Origin of the sequence: Leucobacter alluvii, from assembly GCF_039530485.1 — a bacterium.
Classification (GTDB): Bacteria; Actinomycetota; Actinomycetes; order Actinomycetales; family Microbacteriaceae; genus Leucobacter; species Leucobacter alluvii.
On record NZ_BAAAOP010000005.1, the window covers coordinates 536,162 to 553,225 of the forward strand.

At 65.1% G+C, this 17,064-nt stretch carries 21 protein-coding genes and 2 pseudogenes; 14 read left to right on the forward strand and 9 right to left on the reverse strand.

The features are described 5' to 3' along the window. Positions 1-114: 114 nt before the first annotated feature. Complete coding sequence (locus ABFX18_RS06995) at positions 115-1,149, forward strand: zinc-binding dehydrogenase (RefSeq protein ID WP_346057843.1); 1,035 nt, start codon at positions 115-117, stop codon at positions 1,147-1,149. 106 nt (positions 1,150-1,255) lie between these two features. Beyond that, the gene (locus tag ABFX18_RS07000) at positions 1,256-1,903 is read left to right on the forward strand and encodes a LysE family translocator (RefSeq protein WP_346057844.1); all 648 of its coding nucleotides are present in this window, start codon (positions 1,256-1,258) and stop codon (positions 1,901-1,903) included. Between the two features lie 21 nt (positions 1,904-1,924). On the opposite strand, the gene ABFX18_RS07005 is transcribed toward ABFX18_RS07000, so the two are convergent. Further along, positions 1,925-2,440: a LuxR C-terminal-related transcriptional regulator gene (locus ABFX18_RS07005; RefSeq protein WP_346057845.1), complete on the reverse strand. Its 516-nt coding sequence runs from the start codon at positions 2,438-2,440 to the stop codon at positions 1,925-1,927. Positions 2,441-2,751: 311 nt separating this feature from the next. Between ABFX18_RS07005 and ABFX18_RS07010 the strand changes: the two genes are divergently transcribed. The 8 genes and pseudogenes from ABFX18_RS07010 to ABFX18_RS07045 all read left to right on the forward strand — a co-directional run bounded on the left by ABFX18_RS07010 (position 2,752) and on the right by ABFX18_RS07045 (position 7,989). Continuing rightward, positions 2,752-2,961, forward strand: coding sequence for a heavy-metal-associated domain-containing protein (locus ABFX18_RS07010; RefSeq protein ID WP_336661964.1), 210 nt, complete (start codon positions 2,752-2,754; stop codon positions 2,959-2,961). Between the two features lie 125 nt (positions 2,962-3,086). Next, entirely contained in the window at positions 3,087-3,914 is an 828-nt protein-coding gene (locus tag ABFX18_RS07015; protein ID WP_346057846.1) for a hypothetical protein, read from the forward strand. 48 nt (positions 3,915-3,962) lie between these two features. After that, a complete protein-coding gene (locus ABFX18_RS07020; RefSeq protein WP_346057847.1) occupies positions 3,963-6,230 on the forward strand; it encodes a heavy metal translocating P-type ATPase in 2,268 nt (755 codons plus the stop codon). A 49-nt stretch (positions 6,231-6,279) separates the two neighbouring features. After that, entirely contained in the window at positions 6,280-6,552 is a 273-nt protein-coding gene (locus tag ABFX18_RS07025; protein WP_346057848.1) for a YHS domain-containing protein, read from the forward strand. Between the two features lie 160 nt (positions 6,553-6,712). Next, complete coding sequence (locus tag ABFX18_RS07030) at positions 6,713-7,030, forward strand: FAD-dependent oxidoreductase (protein WP_346057849.1); 318 nt, start codon at positions 6,713-6,715, stop codon at positions 7,028-7,030. After that, positions 7,009-7,242, forward strand: a pseudogene (locus ABFX18_RS07035) (heavy metal translocating P-type ATPase); the annotation flags it as partial. The gene ABFX18_RS07030 and the pseudogene ABFX18_RS07035, both read left to right, overlap by 22 nt. 11 nt (positions 7,243-7,253) lie before the next feature. Then, positions 7,254-7,565 carry a metal-sensitive transcriptional regulator gene (locus ABFX18_RS07040; protein ID WP_090148682.1) on the forward strand — a complete coding sequence of 104 codons (312 nt, stop codon included), beginning with the start codon at positions 7,254-7,256 and terminating at the stop codon, positions 7,563-7,565. Positions 7,566-7,650: 85 nt separating this feature from the next. Next, positions 7,651-7,989: a universal stress protein gene (locus ABFX18_RS07045; protein ID WP_346058016.1), complete on the forward strand. Its 339-nt coding sequence runs from the start codon at positions 7,651-7,653 to the stop codon at positions 7,987-7,989. A 160-nt stretch (positions 7,990-8,149) separates the two neighbouring features. On the opposite strand, the gene ABFX18_RS07050 is transcribed toward ABFX18_RS07045, so the two are convergent. The 7 genes and pseudogenes from ABFX18_RS07050 to ABFX18_RS07080 all read right to left on the reverse strand — a co-directional run bounded on the left by ABFX18_RS07050 (position 8,150) and on the right by ABFX18_RS07080 (position 13,500). Beyond that, entirely contained in the window at positions 8,150-8,746 is a 597-nt protein-coding gene (locus tag ABFX18_RS07050) for a dihydrofolate reductase family protein (protein ID WP_346057850.1), read from the reverse strand. A gap of 87 nt (positions 8,747-8,833) precedes the next feature. After that, positions 8,834-9,592, reverse strand: coding sequence for a hypothetical protein (locus ABFX18_RS07055; protein WP_346057851.1), 759 nt, complete (start codon positions 9,590-9,592; stop codon positions 8,834-8,836). Between the two features lie 51 nt (positions 9,593-9,643). Beyond that, positions 9,644-9,871, reverse strand: a complete 228-nt coding sequence (locus tag ABFX18_RS07060; protein WP_336661970.1) for a hypothetical protein — start codon at positions 9,869-9,871, stop codon at positions 9,644-9,646. 24 nt (positions 9,872-9,895) lie between these two features. Beyond that, a complete protein-coding gene (locus ABFX18_RS07065; RefSeq protein ID WP_346057852.1) occupies positions 9,896-10,543 on the reverse strand; it encodes an MFS transporter in 648 nt (215 codons plus the stop codon). 260 nt (positions 10,544-10,803) lie between these two features. Next, a pseudogene (locus ABFX18_RS07070) lies at positions 10,804-11,082 on the reverse strand (MFS transporter); the annotation flags it as partial. After that, positions 11,079-12,734: an ABC-F family ATP-binding cassette domain-containing protein gene (locus tag ABFX18_RS07075; protein WP_346057853.1), complete on the reverse strand. Its 1,656-nt coding sequence runs from the start codon at positions 12,732-12,734 to the stop codon at positions 11,079-11,081. The pseudogene ABFX18_RS07070 and the gene ABFX18_RS07075, both read right to left, overlap by 4 nt. Before the next feature lie 217 nt (positions 12,735-12,951). Continuing rightward, positions 12,952-13,500 carry a TetR-like C-terminal domain-containing protein gene (locus ABFX18_RS07080; protein ID WP_346057854.1) on the reverse strand — a complete coding sequence of 183 codons (549 nt, stop codon included), beginning with the start codon at positions 13,498-13,500 and terminating at the stop codon, positions 12,952-12,954. 214 nt (positions 13,501-13,714) lie between these two features. Here ABFX18_RS07080 and ABFX18_RS07085 point away from each other — a divergent pair, with 214 nt between their 5' ends. From ABFX18_RS07085 to ABFX18_RS07095, 3 genes are all read left to right on the forward strand, one after another. After that, a complete protein-coding gene (locus ABFX18_RS07085; RefSeq protein WP_346057855.1) occupies positions 13,715-14,710 on the forward strand; it encodes an IS481 family transposase in 996 nt (331 codons plus the stop codon). 23 nt (positions 14,711-14,733) lie between these two features. Continuing rightward, on the forward strand, positions 14,734-15,492 hold the full coding sequence (locus ABFX18_RS07090; RefSeq protein ID WP_346058017.1) for an SDR family NAD(P)-dependent oxidoreductase: 759 nt from the start codon (positions 14,734-14,736) through the stop codon (positions 15,490-15,492). Positions 15,493-15,995: 503 nt separating this feature from the next. Beyond that, positions 15,996-16,313 (forward strand): hypothetical protein, encoded by a 318-nt coding sequence (locus ABFX18_RS07095; RefSeq protein ID WP_346057856.1) that lies wholly within the window; start codon positions 15,996-15,998, stop codon positions 16,311-16,313. Positions 16,314-16,370: 57 nt separating this feature from the next. On the opposite strand, the gene ABFX18_RS07100 is transcribed toward ABFX18_RS07095, so the two are convergent. Next, positions 16,371-16,631 (reverse strand): hypothetical protein, encoded by a 261-nt coding sequence (locus ABFX18_RS07100; RefSeq protein ID WP_346057857.1) that lies wholly within the window; start codon positions 16,629-16,631, stop codon positions 16,371-16,373. Between ABFX18_RS07100 and ABFX18_RS14255 the strand changes: the two genes are divergently transcribed. Next, positions 16,554-16,856, forward strand: coding sequence for a GNAT family N-acetyltransferase (locus ABFX18_RS14255; protein WP_428833650.1), 303 nt, complete (start codon positions 16,554-16,556; stop codon positions 16,854-16,856). The two genes, ABFX18_RS07100 and ABFX18_RS14255, sit on opposite strands and share 78 nt — an antisense overlap. The last annotated feature ends 208 nt before the right edge of the window (positions 16,857-17,064 follow it).

A 17,064-nucleotide genomic window follows, 5' to 3' on the forward strand; every position in this document is an offset into this window, starting at 1 on the left:
CAGAGCCTTCCCCCGCGGCGGAGAGCAGGCTTCACTGGCACTGCTGCACAACGACTCATCCGCGACTGCGGCGCAGCCTCACCCCGCCTCACCACCCACACGAGAGGACCGCTCATGCGAGCCACCCTGATGTTCACTGCCGGCGACGACCGTGTCGTCGAAGTTCCCGAACCCACGCTGCAACGCCCGACCGACGCCATCATCCGGGTGACCTATGCCTGCGTGTGCGGATCCGATCTCCATCCGTATCACTCTCTGGAGGAGACTCCCGGGGGGCGGCGGATGGGGCACGAGGCGATCGGCGTTGTCGAGCAGGTCGGATCGTCGGTCGAACATGTGCAGGTGGGCGACACGGTGATCGTCCCGTTCGCCTGGTCAGACAACACCTGTACCTTCTGCCGCGACGGCGTGACCACCTCGTGCCTGCACGGCGGCTTCTTCGACGGCGCACCCTCGGCGACGCAGGCGGAGAAGCTGCTCGTTCCTCAAGCTGACGGCACCGCGGTCGTCATCCCCGAAGGAACGGAAGAATCGCTGATGCCGTCACTGCTGACGCTCTCCGACGTGTACCTCACGGGGTACCACGCCGCTCGCACCGGCGGAGTCGCGACGGGACACACGGTCGTCGTCATCGGTGACGGCGCCGTCGGTCTCTCCGCGGTGCTCGCATCCCGTCTCATGGGAGCAGCGACGATCATCCTCATGGGCAGGCACGAAGACCGCACCGCCCTCGGGCGCGAGTTCGGCGCGACGCACATCGTCGCGGAACGGGGAGCAGAGGGCATCGCACGGGTGATCGAGATCACGGGCGGGGAGGGCGCGCACGTCGTCCTCGAAGCCGTCGGCCACATGCCGACGTATGAGCAGGCGTACGGCGTGGTGCGCCCAGGCGGCACGATCTCCCGCGTCGGCGTCCCCCAATACGAAGAAGCGCCCGTGGGCTTCAGATCGCTGTTCGGCAAGAATGCGACATTGACGGGCGGGCCCGCGACCGTCCGGGCGTATATCGAGGCGGCGCTCCCGCAGGTTCTCGATGGGACCATCGATCCCGGCAGAGTCTTCGATCGGGAACTGCCTCTCGATGAGATCGCCGAAGCGTACCGCCTGATGGACTCGCGCGAGACGCTGAAGGTGCTCATCCGGCCGTGAGGCAAATATCCCCGTCCCCGTGCGACCCATGCTCGGGAATGGGAGACTGGGCGCAGTGCGGCACGGAGGAAACGCTCGCCCAGCCCGAGTCACGAGAGGATCGCGCATGATCTCGTTGTCGGCAGCTGCCGGAATGGCTCTCGTCGAGCTCGGGCTTGCACTGACCCCCGGACCGAACATGATGTACCTGGTCTCTCGCAGCATCAGCCAGGGTTGGCGTGCCGGGATGATGTCGCTCTCGGGGACTGCCGTCGGCTTCGTGGTCTACATGATGATGGCGAATCTCGGGTTGGCCGCAGTGTTCTTCGTCGTTCCCTGGTTGTTCATCGCGCTGAAGGTCGCCGGAGCCGCGTACCTGCTCTGGCTCGCCTTCCAGACGATTCGCCCGGGAGGCAGATCCCTGTTCGAGACCGCAGACCTGCCACGCGATTCATTCGGCAAGCTCTTCCGCATGGGTCTGCTGACGAACCTCCTCAACCCGAAGGTCGCGATCCTCTACCTCGCGCTCATCCCGCAGTTCATCGACCCCAGCGCCGGCAGCGTCGTCGCACAGGGCTTCCAGCTCGGCGCGATCCAGATTCTCGTCGGCGTCGCGATCAACGGCGCGATCATCGTCGCCGCCGGCTCAGTCGCCACGGTCCTGCAGCGCAAGCCCACGTGGATGCGATGGCAGAAATGGGTCACGGGTACCCTGCTGGGAGCCATCGGCGTGAAGCTCGCGATCGACGCCCCGGCCCCCGCCGCCGCACCGTAGCCCGCCCGCCGGGTTTCGCCGCTACGGTGCTCGCCTCCCGCGCAGCTCATACCCCAGGATCACCGCATGGACGCGGTCATGCAGATGCAGCTTGGCGAATATCCGGTTCACGTGCGTCTTCACCGTGGCCGTAGAGAGGTGGAGGGCCTCGCCGATCTCGCTGTTCGAGAGGCCGGCGGTGATGCACGCGAAGACGTCGCGTTCCCGTGGACTGAGCTGGTCGAGCGGATCCGCATGCGCGGCGAACCGCGCATGCACATGCGGTGTCTGCAGTGTCGCGTGCACCTGCCGACCACCGCCGGGGCATGGACCTGCCGCGCTGCTGCCGCCGTACGTCGCGGCACGCTCAGCGATGCCCAGCACACCCCGGCCGCTGCCCTGACTCGGAGCCCGGCCCGCTTGAGGGGCGGCGAGCCCGTCGTCGGCAACCAGCACCGTCAGGGTGCTGCCCGCGACGTCGATACCGACCTCTACTCGTGTGGCTCCGATGGAGTAGCGCAGCGCGTTCGTGAACGCTTCTTGGACGATTCTGTACACCGTCGTCGAGAGGGCAGGATCCTCGGGTAGCCGGAAGGGCGGGGGAGAGAGGATTCACGGTCATGCTTCGACGCTAGGCGAGTCGATGTCGGGACGATGTCAACCGGGGGTTGACTGTTCGGAGACGAGGACGCCTGGAGACCGCGCCATTGACTCGCTACGGCCCGTCTAATAGGGCACGCTCGCCAACGGCCGATTCCCGATACTCGATGCGACGACGAGCCGCACGCGGCCTTGCAATATACCTATAGGGGGTATATTGTGAGCCGTATTGGTACCCCATGGGGGTATAAAATGAGGAGGCGCAATCGATGAATGTGAACCGTTACCAAGTGACCGGCATGACCTGCGGACACTGCGAGATGTCGATTCGAGAAGAAGTCGAGGAGATCCCCGGCATCGAGGAGATCGCGATCAGCGCACAGACGGGCGAGCTCGTCGTGTCCGGTCGGGGTGAGATCGACGACGCGCAGGTGCTTGCTGCGGTCGCGGAGGCCGGTTACACGGCGGTGAGAGCCTGATGCGTGCCGGCGCACGCCTCGCGCTCTACGGTGCGGGGTTAGCAGTGGCTTTCGGCGGTGCTTTCGCGGCCGCCGGAGCCGTCATTCCAGACCGTGTTGTTGCAGGGTGGACGGATAGAGGCGAAATGAACCAGCATGATGCGGGCAAGAGTGCGAACGAGGCGCAGACGGAAGAGAGCACCCCGAACGGCGTCTCCATCGAAGCGGGCGGCTTCGTGCTCGCGCCGATAGCCGCGCCAGGAGCCGTCGGCGCACGAGGTGAGCTGAGCTTTCAGGTGCAGACACTCTCGGGTGAAGCGGTCACAGAATTCGCTGAAGCGCACGAAAAAGACCTGCACCTCATCGTCGTCCGCACGGACGGCGCCGAGTTCCGTCACGTCCACCCGCAACTCGATGAGGCCACCGGGACATGGTCTCTGCCGTGGACATGGGATTCTGCCGGCACGTACCGTGTCTATGCCGACTTCACCCCCGCGACGGAGGGAGCAGAGGGAGTCACGCTGACGCGCACGGTAGAGGTCGCCGGCACCTTCGCTCCCGTCACGTCAGAGGTGCGGCGCACTGCAGAGGTCGACGGCTTCGACGTCACCCTCGACGGAGATCTCACCGCCGGAACCACGAGTGATGTCACGGTCTCCGTAGCACGCGACGGGAAGCCGGTCACTGCGCTCGAGCCGTACCTCGGAGCATCCGGCCATTTGGTCGCGCTTCGCGATGGGGATCTGGCGTATCTGCACGTCCACGCTCAGGGCGACGCGCCTCGCGTTGGCAGCACGGCAGGCCCTGAAATCGGATTCATGGCCGAGGCGCCCACTGCAGGCCGCTATCTCCTCTACTTCGACTTCCAAGTCGATGGAACCGTGCACACGGCCGAATTCGTCGTCGATGCCGGCCGCGGGGAGATGCACGGCGCGAGTGACGAAACCCATTCGGACGATGCCGACGGCCACTGACCCGTTGGGTCCGGCCACCGCGACGACAATGCTCAAGGAAGGAAGACGATGAGTACATCAGCGCCCCCAACAGGCGGGCCCGGCTTCGAGCTGGAGATCGGGGGGATGACTTGCGCCTCCTGCGCGAACCGGATCGAGAAGAAGCTGAACAAGCTCGACGGCGTCGAGGCAACGGTCAACTACGCCACGGAAAAGGCCAAAGTCTCAGTGCCCGAAGGGTACGACCCGGCATTGTTGATCGCTGAGGTCGAGAAAACCGGCTACACGGCCGCTCTGCCCAAGCTGAAGCACGCACCGGCGGGTGCGTCGGAGCCCGCGTCGGATGGGGAGGACACGGAGCTCACCCAGCTGCGGCACCGCCTCATCGGATCGATCCTGCTGACGGTGCCGGTGATCGCGATGTCGATGATTCCCGCTTTGCAGTTCACCTACTGGCAGTGGGCATCGCTCGCGCTGGCTGCACCGGTCATCATCTGGGCGGCCTGGCCCTTCCATCGGGCGGCCTGGACGAACCTCAAACACGGGACCGCCACAATGGACACGCTCATCTCCATGGGCACCTCCGTCGCGCTCCTGTGGTCGTTGTACGCGCTGTTCTTCGGCACCGCCGGTGTGCCCGGCATGACCCATCCGTTCGAGTTCACGATCGCGCCCTCCGACGGAGCGGCGAACATCTATCTCGAAGTCGGAGCGGGTGTCACGATGTTCATCCTCGCGGGTCGTTACTTCGAGAAGCGCTCCAAGCGCCAAGCAGGGGCGGCCTTGCGTGCCCTGCTGGAACTTGGTGCGAAAGAAGTAGCGGTGCTTCGTGACGGTGCCGAGGTGAAGATTCCGACCTCCGAACTGCAGGTCGGTGACGCGTTCGTCGTTCGCCCGGGGGAGAAGATCGCCACCGACGGCATCGTCGTTTCGGGCACTTCCGCCGTTGACGCGTCCATGCTCACCGGAGAATCGGTACCGGTCGAGGTCGGCGAGGGCGACCCGGTGACGGGCGCGACGGTGAATGCCGGCGGTCGTCTGGTCGTGCGTGCGACGCGCATCGGGTCGGACTCGCAGCTCGCGCAGATGGCGAAGCTCGTCGAGGACGCCCAGACCGGCAAGGCCGAGGTTCAGCGCCTCGCCGATCGCATTTCCGGCGTGTTCGTGCCCATCGTCATCGTCATCGCTGTTGTCGCTCTCGGTGCATGGTTGGGCGCCGGGTTCCCGGTCACCGCCGCGTTCACCGCAGCTGTCGCGGTCCTCGTCATCGCGTGCCCGTGCGCGCTCGGCCTCGCGACCCCGACCGCGCTGCTGGTCGGCACCGGACGAGGCGCCCAACTGGGCATTCTCATCAAGGGCCCGGAGGTGCTGGAATCGACGCGCAAGGTGGACACGGTAGTGCTCGATAAGACGGGTACCGTCACCACCGGCAAGATGGCTCTTGTCGACGTCGCGACCGAGTCGGGCGTGGAGCGTGCGGATCTTCTCCGCTTTGCGGGCGCGCTCGAGGACGCCTCCGAACACCCGATCGCGCAGGCGATCGCGAAGGCCGCCACTCAGGAGGTTGGCGCGCTGCCGACTCCGGAGGACTTCACGAACGTCGTGGGGAAGGGGGTGCAGGGACTCGTCGACGGCATTCCGGTGGTGGTCGGACGCGAGTCGCTGCTCGCGGATTGGTCGCAGCACCTCTCCCCAGGGGTTGCGCGGGCGAAGGCGCGCGCGGAGAACGAGGGCAAGACGGTCGTCGCTGTCGGCTGGGATGGGCAGCCTCGCGGCATCGTGGTCGTCGCAGACACGGTCAAACCGACCAGCGCTGAAGCGATCCGGGGCCTCAAGGAAATCGGCCTGACCCCGGTGCTGCTGACCGGTGACAACGAAGCTGTCGCTCGACAGATCGCGGCCGAGGTCGGCATCGATGAAGTCATCGCCGAAGTCCTCCCGAAGGACAAGGTCGACGTCATCGTCCGGCTGCAGCAGGAGGGGAGGACGGTGGCGATGGTCGGTGACGGCGTCAACGACGCCCCCGCGCTCGCTCAGGCCGATCTGGGGTTGGCGATGGGCACCGGCACGGACGTGGCGATCGAGGCATCAGACATCACCCTCGTGCGCGGCGACCTGCGGGCCGCCGTCGATGCGATCCGGCTGTCTCGGAAGACCCTCTCGACCATCAAGACGAACCTGTTCTGGGCGTTCGCCTACAACATCGCTGCCATTCCGGTCGCAGCCCTGGGCATGCTCAATCCCATGCTCGCCGGTGCGGCGATGGCGTTCTCCAGCGTCTTCGTCGTCGGCAACAGCCTCCGACTGCGCGGGTTCAGAAGCATCACTGCGCAGTAGCATTCGGAACCATTCCAATCGGCACTCATACGAAAGGCAACAACCCATCATGGCAAACGACACCCAGGCGGCCTCCGGCTGCTGCAGCACCAGCTCATCGAACCCGGCCGCGACGAGCACCGGCCACGACAACCTTCTCGGCGGTGGCGCTGACGACCTGACCACCTGCCCGGTCATGGTCGGGAGCCCCGTCAGCAAGCAGGCCGCCGAGAGCCTCGGCTTGTTCCGCGACTTCGAAGGTCAGCGCTACTACTTCTGCTGCGCCGGCTGCGGCCCCGCGTTCGACGCGGATCCCGCGAAGTTCGCCGCGAACATGGCATAGATCTCGCCCGCGCGCGGGGCGGCCACCGGCGTCGCGGCGTTCTCGTCGCCGTCGTCGCCGGGGCCTCCGCCGACGTGAAGATCACCGAAGCCACGGATGCCGTCGCGCGCCGTGCGCATGACACCGGCACCGTTCCGCATGACGCTCAGGAGCTCCCCAGATGACCACTTCGCCCCACATTCTCATTCTCGGCGCAGGAGCTGCCGGGGCCGCCGCCGCGCGCGGTCTCGCCGCCCGAGACGACGTACGCGTGACGCTGGTGACGCAAACGGGTGAGGCTCCCTACACGCGGATGCTCATCAGCGGCGTGGCACTGGGGCCGACGCCTCCGGATCTCATCGCGCTTCCTCTCCCACAGGTCGAAGTCGTCGCCGATACCGTCGTCGACGTGCATCCCTCTGCCCGGACGGTGCAGCTCACCACTGGTGCGCGGCTGCCGTACGACGCGCTCATCGCCGGGCTGCGTATCGGAAGATGAAGCAGAACCTGTGGTGGGCGGCCGGTTACAACCTCCTCTCGGTGCCGCTGGCGGCCGGTATTCTGGCTTCGGTCGGTTTCGTGCTCCCGATGTCCGTGGGTGCGATTCTGATGTCGCTGTCGACGATCGTGGTCGCGCTCAACGCGCTACTGCTGCGCCGCACTGACCTCACCCCCGCAGCCAGTACACGTTCCATTCTGGAACGGCAGTAAGAAGGAGTTCCATGTCATCGGAGAACGACCTCAGTGCCGGTCACCACGGGTACATCGACGACAAGAATCAGTACCTGCAGCGCATGAAGCGCATCGAGGGCCAGGCGCGCGGCATCGCGAAGATGATCGATGAGGAGAAGTACTGCATCGACATCCTCACGCAGGTCAGCGCGCTCACCCGTGCCCTGCAAGGAGTCGCAACGGGCCTGCTCGACGATCACCTCAAGCACTGCGTCCTCGATGCAGCGAAGCTCAGCGACGACGCCGGCCTGGAGAAGATCAAGGAAGCCACCGACGCGATCAACCGCCTCGTTCGTTCCTGAGGCGGAAGCTCCGCGAGATGTGAGATCCCGCGCTCCTGTTTTCTGTTGATCTGCCTTCGCCGCGCACCTCCAAGGTCACACAGCCCTGGAGACGCTCGACGCACTCGATCGGGCGGCACTCGACGCCTCCGAGACGATCGCTGCGGAAGGCGCTGAGCTCGCCGTGGCACGGGGGCTGCTCGCCGAGCCGCTCGTGTCCTCGACCGTCGCGAGTGCCTATGAAGCCATCCTCGACGCGGCCGGCAGGCTCGATTCGGACCTCATCGTCATCGGTTGTCGCGGACTGCGCGGTTTCTCAGCCACCGTCCTCGGCAGCACCTCGTCGAATGTGCTCCACCACGCCACGATTCCGACGCTGGTGATTCCGTCCGAAGCGGTGGCGCGAGCACGCTCAGCACAACGGGTGCCAGTCGTTTCCAGCTGACATCCACCCTCGCGCGCCATGTGAGCTGTTCCTTGGCTATCGCGTCGATGCAGTTCGGCCGGTCGGCCTCTCACATCATTCCCGGTGTGAGACGGGCGGCCGGCCCGCTTCGAATGACTGACTCTGTCGATCCGGCACTGCTACTCGCTGGAAGCTCCGCTCAGGCGTACTCGGGCGGGCCCAGCACGCGGTATGTCAGGTCGATGACTCCGGTGCCGAACACCTGGGCCTCGAGCAGTTCGAGTCCGAAGTCGGACCCGTCGTGTGGGAACAGGCGCTCGCCCTCGCCGACGATGACGGGAAACTGAACCAGATTCAGCTCATCCACGAGCTTGCTCTCGAGCAAGTGACGGACAAGTTGCACGCTGCCGACCACGAGCAGTTCTCCGCTCTGCTGGGCCTTCATCTCGCGCAACTGTGCGACGACATCGCCAGAGATGACGGTCGTGTGCCCCCAGCCGGGGTCGACCAGCGTGTTCGAGGCGACGTACTTGGGCGTCGAGCAGATCGCCTCACCGAATCCACCGTCGTCCGCGCGTACACCCCAGTAAGCCGAAAACATGTCGAATGTCTTGCGGCCCAGGAGAAACGCGTCGGGACGTCTCCATGTCTCGAGAATGGATCGAGTGCTCTCTGCATCACCGAGCGGGAGCGCCCAGCCGCCGCGCGTGAAACCAGGATCGACAACCTCGTTGTTCCCGCCATTCGCCTTCGCGACGCCGTCGAGCGTGACTTGGAGACTCACGGTGATCTTCACGGCATCTTCCTCTCGCGAACTGCAATCATCGTCCGGCTGGGGTGCCCGTCCGGCGAAACCGCGATGCGGAACGGTGCGAGGTCTCGATCAGGCCAGCCGGTTGACGTTCGCCGTCACCACTGGCAGCAGGATCTTCTCCTGAGCCATGGTGAGGAACGCATCCACGTCGTCGGAGTACACCTGCTCCTCGCCGTCGACCACGTAGCTGCTCTCGCTCTCACCGAAGTACTGGCCGTACGGGCGCGCGTCGAGCGTCACGCTGAATGCGATCTGCGGCGTTGCGCAGTCGTACCGGAGCCCGCTCGGAGCTACGACGCAGGTCGCGTCACCGACCTGCACCTCGTCACCGCTCTTCGGGGTCGCGTTCCGCTCCACGAATTCGGCATCGCCAGCCGCCTCGACATTCGCGGTGAGCAAGAACACGACGCTCTGGTCGGAAGCCCTGAGCTCGTCCACGGGGAAGCCGACCTTTGTGGTGCAGTCGGCCTCGGGTACGGTGACCTCCCGCGTGCCCGCCGCACCGACCTGCAGGATCGACAGCGACCGATCGGTGCCCGACTGCGCGATCTCATCGGATTGCGGGAAGATCGCCGAGAGCGTCGTCTCGTCAGCGAATGCGCATGCCGACGGCCACTGATCGAACGCGAACGCTCCCGAGTTGTCGAGAGGCAGGTCGAGGCTGATCGGCTCACCGACTGTTTCAGGCTGCGACACGATCTCGATCGGATCGACCCCGCCATCCGCGGGCTGTTCGCTCGATGACGGGGCTCCTGAGGAGCAGGCGCTGAGCCCGAGAACGAGTGCCGCAGCACTGATGGACCAGATTCGAGTACGCGCAGAAGCCATGCCGTCACCCTATCAACGCGCGCCCAGCCGAGCCCGAGGTGGGCAGTCGCGTCAGTCGCCCTCGCGGATCTGCTGTACGAGGTTCTGGACATCGTCTTCGCTCACCTCGACGGACGACTCCGCGAGTCGCCGTCGCAGCATCGCTTCGATGTCATCGGCGTGAGACGCGCCCGCGGTGTCGCGCACCTCCACGGCGATGCCCGCGATCGCATCGACGTCGGATGCACTCGACTCATCGAGCTCGGGCGCGCTGTCTTCCGCCGGTTGCTGGTCATTCATTCTCGGGCTCCTTCGTTCGGCATTTCATTGCAGGGTGTCGTTCGCGCAGCGGAGCGTCCGATGTGACGGCTGTCCAACGCCGGATTCCGATGCGGCTGGGCTTCGAGTGTACGGTCTGCACGGGCCGAATCCACTCGCCTTGATTTCGACGATGCGACCGGTTATCCGGCGTCGAGTTCTGCGCTCCTCGCCGGGGGCAATGGAGACGGGCATGAACGCGATTGAGACGAAGAAGTCGAGGCTCGCGACTCGACCGATCATGTCGGGGGGCACGAGGCGTTGCAGCAGCGTGCCCCAGATGACAACACGCGCGCCGGTTGCTGCGCCGACGATGAATAGTGCTGCCAGCATGATCCAGAGGTTGTCGGACGTTCCGTGTAGGGCGAGGGGGAGGGTGCCGCCGCCCCGGCAGAGGATCATGAAACTCAGGTAGCGGCGTGGCAGTTTCAGCGAGGAGACGACGAGCGAGCCGAACGCGCCGCCGATCCCGAGCGCTGCCAGGAGAATCCCGAACGTCGCCTCCACGTCCTCGAATCGGTCGCGGGTGAGGAACGGCAGGAGCACTTCGATCTGCCCTTGGATGATGAGTGCGAGCGATGATCCGAAGATGAGTGTCCAGAGCAGCCACCGAGTGCGGCGACGTACCGGACGCCTGCGCGCAGGTCGCCCCACACGTTCGTTTTCTCGGCAGGCGTCGCGGGGTCAGCCATCTCGTCGTGCCGGCTCAGGAAGAGCACGATGACGAAGGCGACCGCGTAGGACGCGGCTACGATCGCCGCTCCGATCACGTGGAAGAACGCGCCGACGATGATCCCTCCGAGCGCTCGGCCGATCCCTCGTCCGCTCGAGGGGCGCAGCGCGCCTTCGAGGCCGTGCCACAGCTCGATCGTTCCGGTGAGGGACAGGGCTGCGACGGCGGCCATCACCACGACGGAGCACCCCTGCAGGGTGATGATGATGCGCCGTTTCGAGAACTTGTCAGCGACGACCCCGCCGAGAATCGAGAACGCGAACAGCCCGAGACTCATCCCCGTGGCGACGGCGGACAACGCCGACGGGCTGTCGTTGAGGGCGAGCACCTGGAGCACGATGACGATCATCCGCAGGCCGGTGCCGAATACCTCGATCCCGACGGCTGCGAACAACAGCCGGTAGTCGTGGGTCGCGAGGGGTCGCAGCGCACGGAGGGCGCCAGGGTTCTTTCGGCTCATGCGCGTGCCTCACTCTCAGTCATCGCGCGAAGGCGCAGCGGGGGCCAGTCGACGACGTCGCGGAGGAGCTGCCGGTCATGGGTGGAGAGCACCACAGCCGCTTGCGTCGCTCCGAGGGCGTCGGTGAGTTCGTCGACGAGCGCGATCGACAGATGGTTGGTGGGCTCATCCAGCAGGAGGACGTGTGGTTTCGTCGCGAGCACCAACGCCAGGTCGAGCCGGCGTTGCTGCCCCATCGACAGCTCACCGATGCGTTTGCTCGACTCCCGAGCGCGTAGGAGGCCAAGCTGCGAGAGCCCGACCGCTTCGGTGGCGGCCAGGGTCCCCGCCGCAACGAGAGCATCGACGTGGACGGAGTAGACCTCGCTCGCCCGCCGTTGCAGCGGCAGATCCGTTTCCTGTCGGAGGAAGCCGAGACGGACGCTCTGTGGTATCCGCACCGCACCCGTATCGGGACGCAGCTCGCCTGCGATCATGGCGAGCAGGGTCGATTTACCGGCCCCGTTCGAACCGGTCACGACGAGGCGGCCGCGGTGCGAGAGCGAGAACGACACCGGATGCGCCAGGCGGCCGGCGACGCTGACGCGCTCTGCGCTCAGCAGCACCGCGCCCGTCCTGGTCGGCAGGTCGGGGAACCGGAAGTGCAGGGGCGGGTGCGGCACCGTGATGGCGTGCGCTTCGAGCTGTTCTTGCCGGCGGTGAACGCTCTGCACGAGCCCGCCGGCACGGGTCGCGCGGCCGTGCTTGTTGGTGCCCTTTTCGGGCCGCCACCCGGAAACGAGGCGGTTCTGTGCGGAGCTGAGACTGTCCTGCAGTCGGACGTGCTCGGCTTGTTGCCGCCCGTATTCCTGTTCCCATCTTTCGCGCTCAGCCTGTCGGCCCTCGCGATACCCGGCGTACCCATTGCCGTACACCCGCATTCGATCGTCGGGAGTGGGGTCGAGGTCGACGATGGTTTCTGCCACGTCTGAGAGCAGCGCGCGATCATGCGTGACAATGACGACCCCGCCCGCACGGGCTCGGAGCTGCGAGCTTAAAAACTCGAGGCCGGATCGGTCGAGGTGATTCGTCGGCTCGTCGAGCAGCAGGAAATCATGATCAGCGCCGAGCAGGCACGCCAGACGCACCCGATACCGCTGCCCCACAGAGAGGTCAGCGAGCAGTCTGGCCGAATCGGTTTCGGCATCGAGGGCGTCGAGCGCTATTCGCACACGCCGCTCGGCGTCCCAGGCATCGAGCACTTCGGCATGCTCCAACGCGGCCGCGTAACGCTCATCATCGCCGACTCCACCGGCCGAGAGCGCACGAGCGGCGTCGTCGAGGGACGCCAGAGCCGCGAGTGGTTCGGCGATCGCTTCCGCGATGGCCTGGCCAACGGTGCGGTCAACGTCCGCGGACATTTGCTGTTCCGCGACCGCGAGCGTGCCGGTGCGGTGCACCGTGCCGGCATCAGGGGTCAGCGTGCCGTCGAGCACATGGAGCAGCGTGGATTTCCCGCGCCCGTTCTCCCCGACGATCGCGAGCCGAGAGGCAGGCGTCACGGTGAGGTCGACGTGGTTGAGAACGCGGGTCGCTCCGCGCATCACCGATATGTCGGTGGCGATGAGTTGGGCGCGCTGGCGCGCCGATAGATGATTGGTTGAGGTGAGCATTCGAATCCTTCGAGACGACGCACCAGCCAGCCCACGAAGGGCTGTCAGGGCACGCTGATGACGGCGACCCACGGAGGGTCGAGAACGAGCGGCCGCCGCAGGCTCGGAATACTCAACGAGCGCGGTGGGCCTATCTCAGCCGTCAGAGGAACAACAAATGCACCTCTCGATCATACGAGGCTGCCGCCGCGTCCCGCAAATGGTGGCCAGATGCCCGCTACGGTTCACAGCTCCGAAGGATGCGCCTTACGTGAGCACTGACCCATTCCGAATCGAACGGCCGAGTGCGAAGCAACCAGCGGTAGAAGATCGGGCCGACGAACAGCTCCGCGACGTCGCCCGATGCCGGCACCCCGGCCTCGTCAATCCGAGCGGAGATAGCGCTCAGTTGAGGCCCCAACAGCAGCTCTCGGTACTGCCCGGCAAGTGCAGCATCCGATTGCAAGTCGGCCGTGACGGCGCGCAGTAAAGCCTCCTCGATCGGATCGGTCAGCGCTGCGATCATGCCGGTAGCCAGCCCCAGGAGGTCGCTCGCTAGGTCACCAGAGTTCGGCACCGACACGCGGCCGCTTTCGTCGGCGCTGCGCGCTAGGAGTGCATCGAACAGGACTGCCCCGGTCGACGGCCACGACCGGTACACGGTCTGCTTGCTGACGCCCGCTCGACCAGCAATTCCCTCCATCGTGAGCGCCCCGGCCGCGCTCTCGTCGAGAGCCAGCGACAGCGCGGCAGCATGCACCTTCGTGCGGGTTCGATCGCGGGCCATGCCCATACGATACTCGAGCTAACGAGACGGTGCGTCCAGTTCCGCGGTACGCTCGGCGCATGACTTCATTGCAGACCTGGATGATTACCGGAGCCAATCGCGGTCTAGGTGTAGTGTCCGGGGAGGTTGTGTGATCTGGACCCCGTGACACAGACGAGAACCTCCGGGCAGAGTGGAGCTGCTACCACTGCCGCTCTAACCCCCGGAGGTTCTCGTGTCCCACGCTAATGCAGCCCTCACTCCGCGCCAACGACTACACATCGCCCAACTCATCGTGGACGACGGTTGGGCGATCGCTCACGCCGCTGACTACTTCCATGTCGCCTGGCCGACCGCCCAGAAATGGGCTCGCCGCTACATCGAACTTGGCGAGACCGGTATGGCTGATCGTTCTTCACGTCCCCTCACGCACCCAAATCAGACTGCACGACCCCTCGTGCGAAGGATCATTCATCTGCGGACCACGCGCCGGCTCGGCCCAGTCGAGATCTGCGCGCTCACCGGCGTGCCGTCCTCGACCGTCCACGCAGTACTCGTGCGAGAATGCTTGAACCGGCTCTCCCACATCGACCGCAGAACCGGGGAACCAGCAAGGAGATACGAGCACGCGTATCCGGGCTCACTGATCCATGTCGATGTAAAGAAACTGGGCAACATCCCCGACGGTGGTGGTTGGCGCACGGTCGGACGGGTGCAGGGCGGCAGAAACCGGGCCGCGACGCCCGGAAAAGACCGAAGTCGTTCTCGTGACGTACTGATGCGGCACGCCTACGTGCATACCGTGATCGATGACCACTCTCGTGTCGCGTATGCGGAGATCCATGATGACGAGCGTGCAGTCACCGCGATCGGGGTGCTGCAACGGGCCGTGTCTTGGTTCAAGGACCGAAGCGTCCGGGTGGAACGGGTGCTCTCTGACAACGGATCCGCCTACCGGTCGCATGCGTGGCGGACAGCATGCAACGACATGGGCATCACCCCGAAACGAACCCGCCCCTACCGGCCGCAGACCAACGGGAAGATCGAGCGGTTTCATCGCACGCTCGCGGACGGGTGGGCCTACAGTCGCCACTACTCATCCGAACGAGTACGCAGGAAAGCGCTACCGGCGTGGCTGCACTACTACAATCAACACCGGCCACACTCAGCCATCGGGAAGCTCCCGCCAGCCACGCGGTTATCGAGCAACCTCCCCGGACACTACACCTAGGCCGCGCCCTCGTCGACGCTGCCCTGGAAGCCGGGCACGCCGTCGTCGCGACCGTCAGGGGAGAGAGCGCGCTACCCGAACACGACCGCATGACGGTGCTGAACCTCGATGTGCGGGATCGTTCGGCGGCACGCGCCACAGTGCTGCGCGCCGCCGACATGCTCGGAAGAATCGACGTGCTCGTGAACAACGCCGGTTATGGCCTGATTGGCGCGATCGAAGAGGCGACCGAGGACGACGCCCGCGCGATCGTCGACACGAATCTCCTTGGCCCGCTCTGGCTGAGCCAGGCTGTGATCCCCGTCATGCGACGCCAGGGTGTCGGGCACATCGTCCAGATTTCCAGCGTGGGCGCGGTCGGCACGATGCCGATGCTCGGGCTCTACAACTCCACCAAGTGGGGACTGGAAGCGTTCAGCGAGGCAATGGCCGGCGAGGTTGGACGCTTCGGCATCCGCGTCTCACTGATCGAGCCAGGAGCCCTCGATACCGACTGGGCTGGCGCCAGCATGCGATTCAGCGCACCGTTGGACGCCTACGAGGCGCAGCGGATCGAGACGTTCGGGACGGCAGAGGTTCCCTGGCCATCAGGGGGAGAGCCGGCCGGCGGAACGGCCCCACGCGATGCCGCGATGGCAATCCTCGAACGGGCGTCCGCAACCGATGACCGCAGACTTCGGGTGCTCATCGGTGATGACGCTCCCGAGCAGGTTCGGCAGGCCCTCGATCTGCGCCAGCAGGACTATGCCCGCGATCTCCGCTACGCGGGGGCGGCCGGATAGTGAACGTCGATGCGACGACGTGCCTATGAAACCGTGGGCGGCTGGGTTGAGCGACCTGACCACTCTGTCATGCGGTCGACTGGTACGTCGGCGCGGGCTGAGAAGCGGCCCCGTCGACGACGCTGCCGCACCGGACTTCGCGCTATATCTCACGTCGCGACCGCACTGGGAGAGCCGGCAGTCGGAGTCGGTTGCGTGGCCGGACGTTCGTCTGCCCAGAACCGTCGAGCTCGCTATCCGCGCTGCCTCTCGGCACAATGCAGGCAAAACCCCCTGGCACCGCAAGTTCGTGCGTGAGGCGCAGCTATCGCTCTGACCCACAATGGTGGTTTGCGGTCTCTTTGAGAGTGGCCGGTCGTGGACGATAGCGTTTCAACATGAATCTCTTGGGGTCGCGCATAGGGGACGATCCAATGGAGATGCGACGCGAACCATGACGCCTGATGCAGGGTTCGAGAATGGTGGTGAATGACGCTCGTTCGCGCCACGCGTATCGTGGACTCATGACTGATGATCCGCAAGAAGTCGGCGGCCCAACGAGCAAACCTCGTTGGTGGGTCACCTTCACTACTGTGATGTTCGCTGGCTGGGTGTTGGTGCTGGCCACTGAGTTGCTGTTCAGATGGATGCGTAACCCGAGCAACGGCTCGCTGCAGCTGAACGTATCCGCATGGGGCGCCATCTGCGCGTGTGCGTTGCTCGCGATGATGCTGAGAAGGCGTAACTGGAGTCCATCGCGTAAAGCAGTGGCGATGGCGCCACTCGCCGTCACCACGGCCGCTCTTCTCTACTTGCTCGTGGATGCTCTTGTCAGCAGGTGAGGCTTCGGGCGAGGTCGATCCAGAAATTGTCCGCATACGGTTGGATTCGCTGCTCGCTCAATGTTCGCAAGGATTGGTGTCATGGAACAGCCCGGATTGCCGTTGGCAGACTCTGACGTCACTGCTCTCATGCGTCTTCAGCGGATCGCCTATCTCGTTGAGGCCGAGCTCATCGGAGACGATCGTATTCCGGTTCTTCGCGAGACGGAAGCTGAGCTCCGAACTGCGGACCTTCTCTGGATCTTCGATCGTGACGACAATGGGACGATACGAGGCGCGCTCGGTTTTCGCGCCGACCATGGCGAGGTCGTCATTCACCGGTTGATCGTAGACCCGGAGTGTCATCGCCGGGGGATCGGTACAGAGCTCGTGCGGAAGGTCCTGACGATCGCTCTTCGAACCACTGTTTCCACCGGTCGTCAGAACCAGGGAGCTCGAGCGCTCTATGAGGGGCTGGGGTTCACGCACATTGATGACAGTGAGGCGATCCCTGGCCTCTGGGTCAGCAATTACGAGTGGATACATTCGGGAACGACTCAATAATGGTCATTCACCTGACTGTATACGAGAATCGATGATTCAAGCGTGAGTGACGTCGCGCAATTTGTAGAACTCGTTTTCTTTGTTTTTGGCCCACACCTGCCATGAGTGCGGCAGGATGAATTCGTAGAGGTGCATTGGTTCATCTTCCCCTCGGACGGTGCGACGGTGCCTCCACCGTCGCAGCTCACTCAGGTCTCAGCAAGGATTG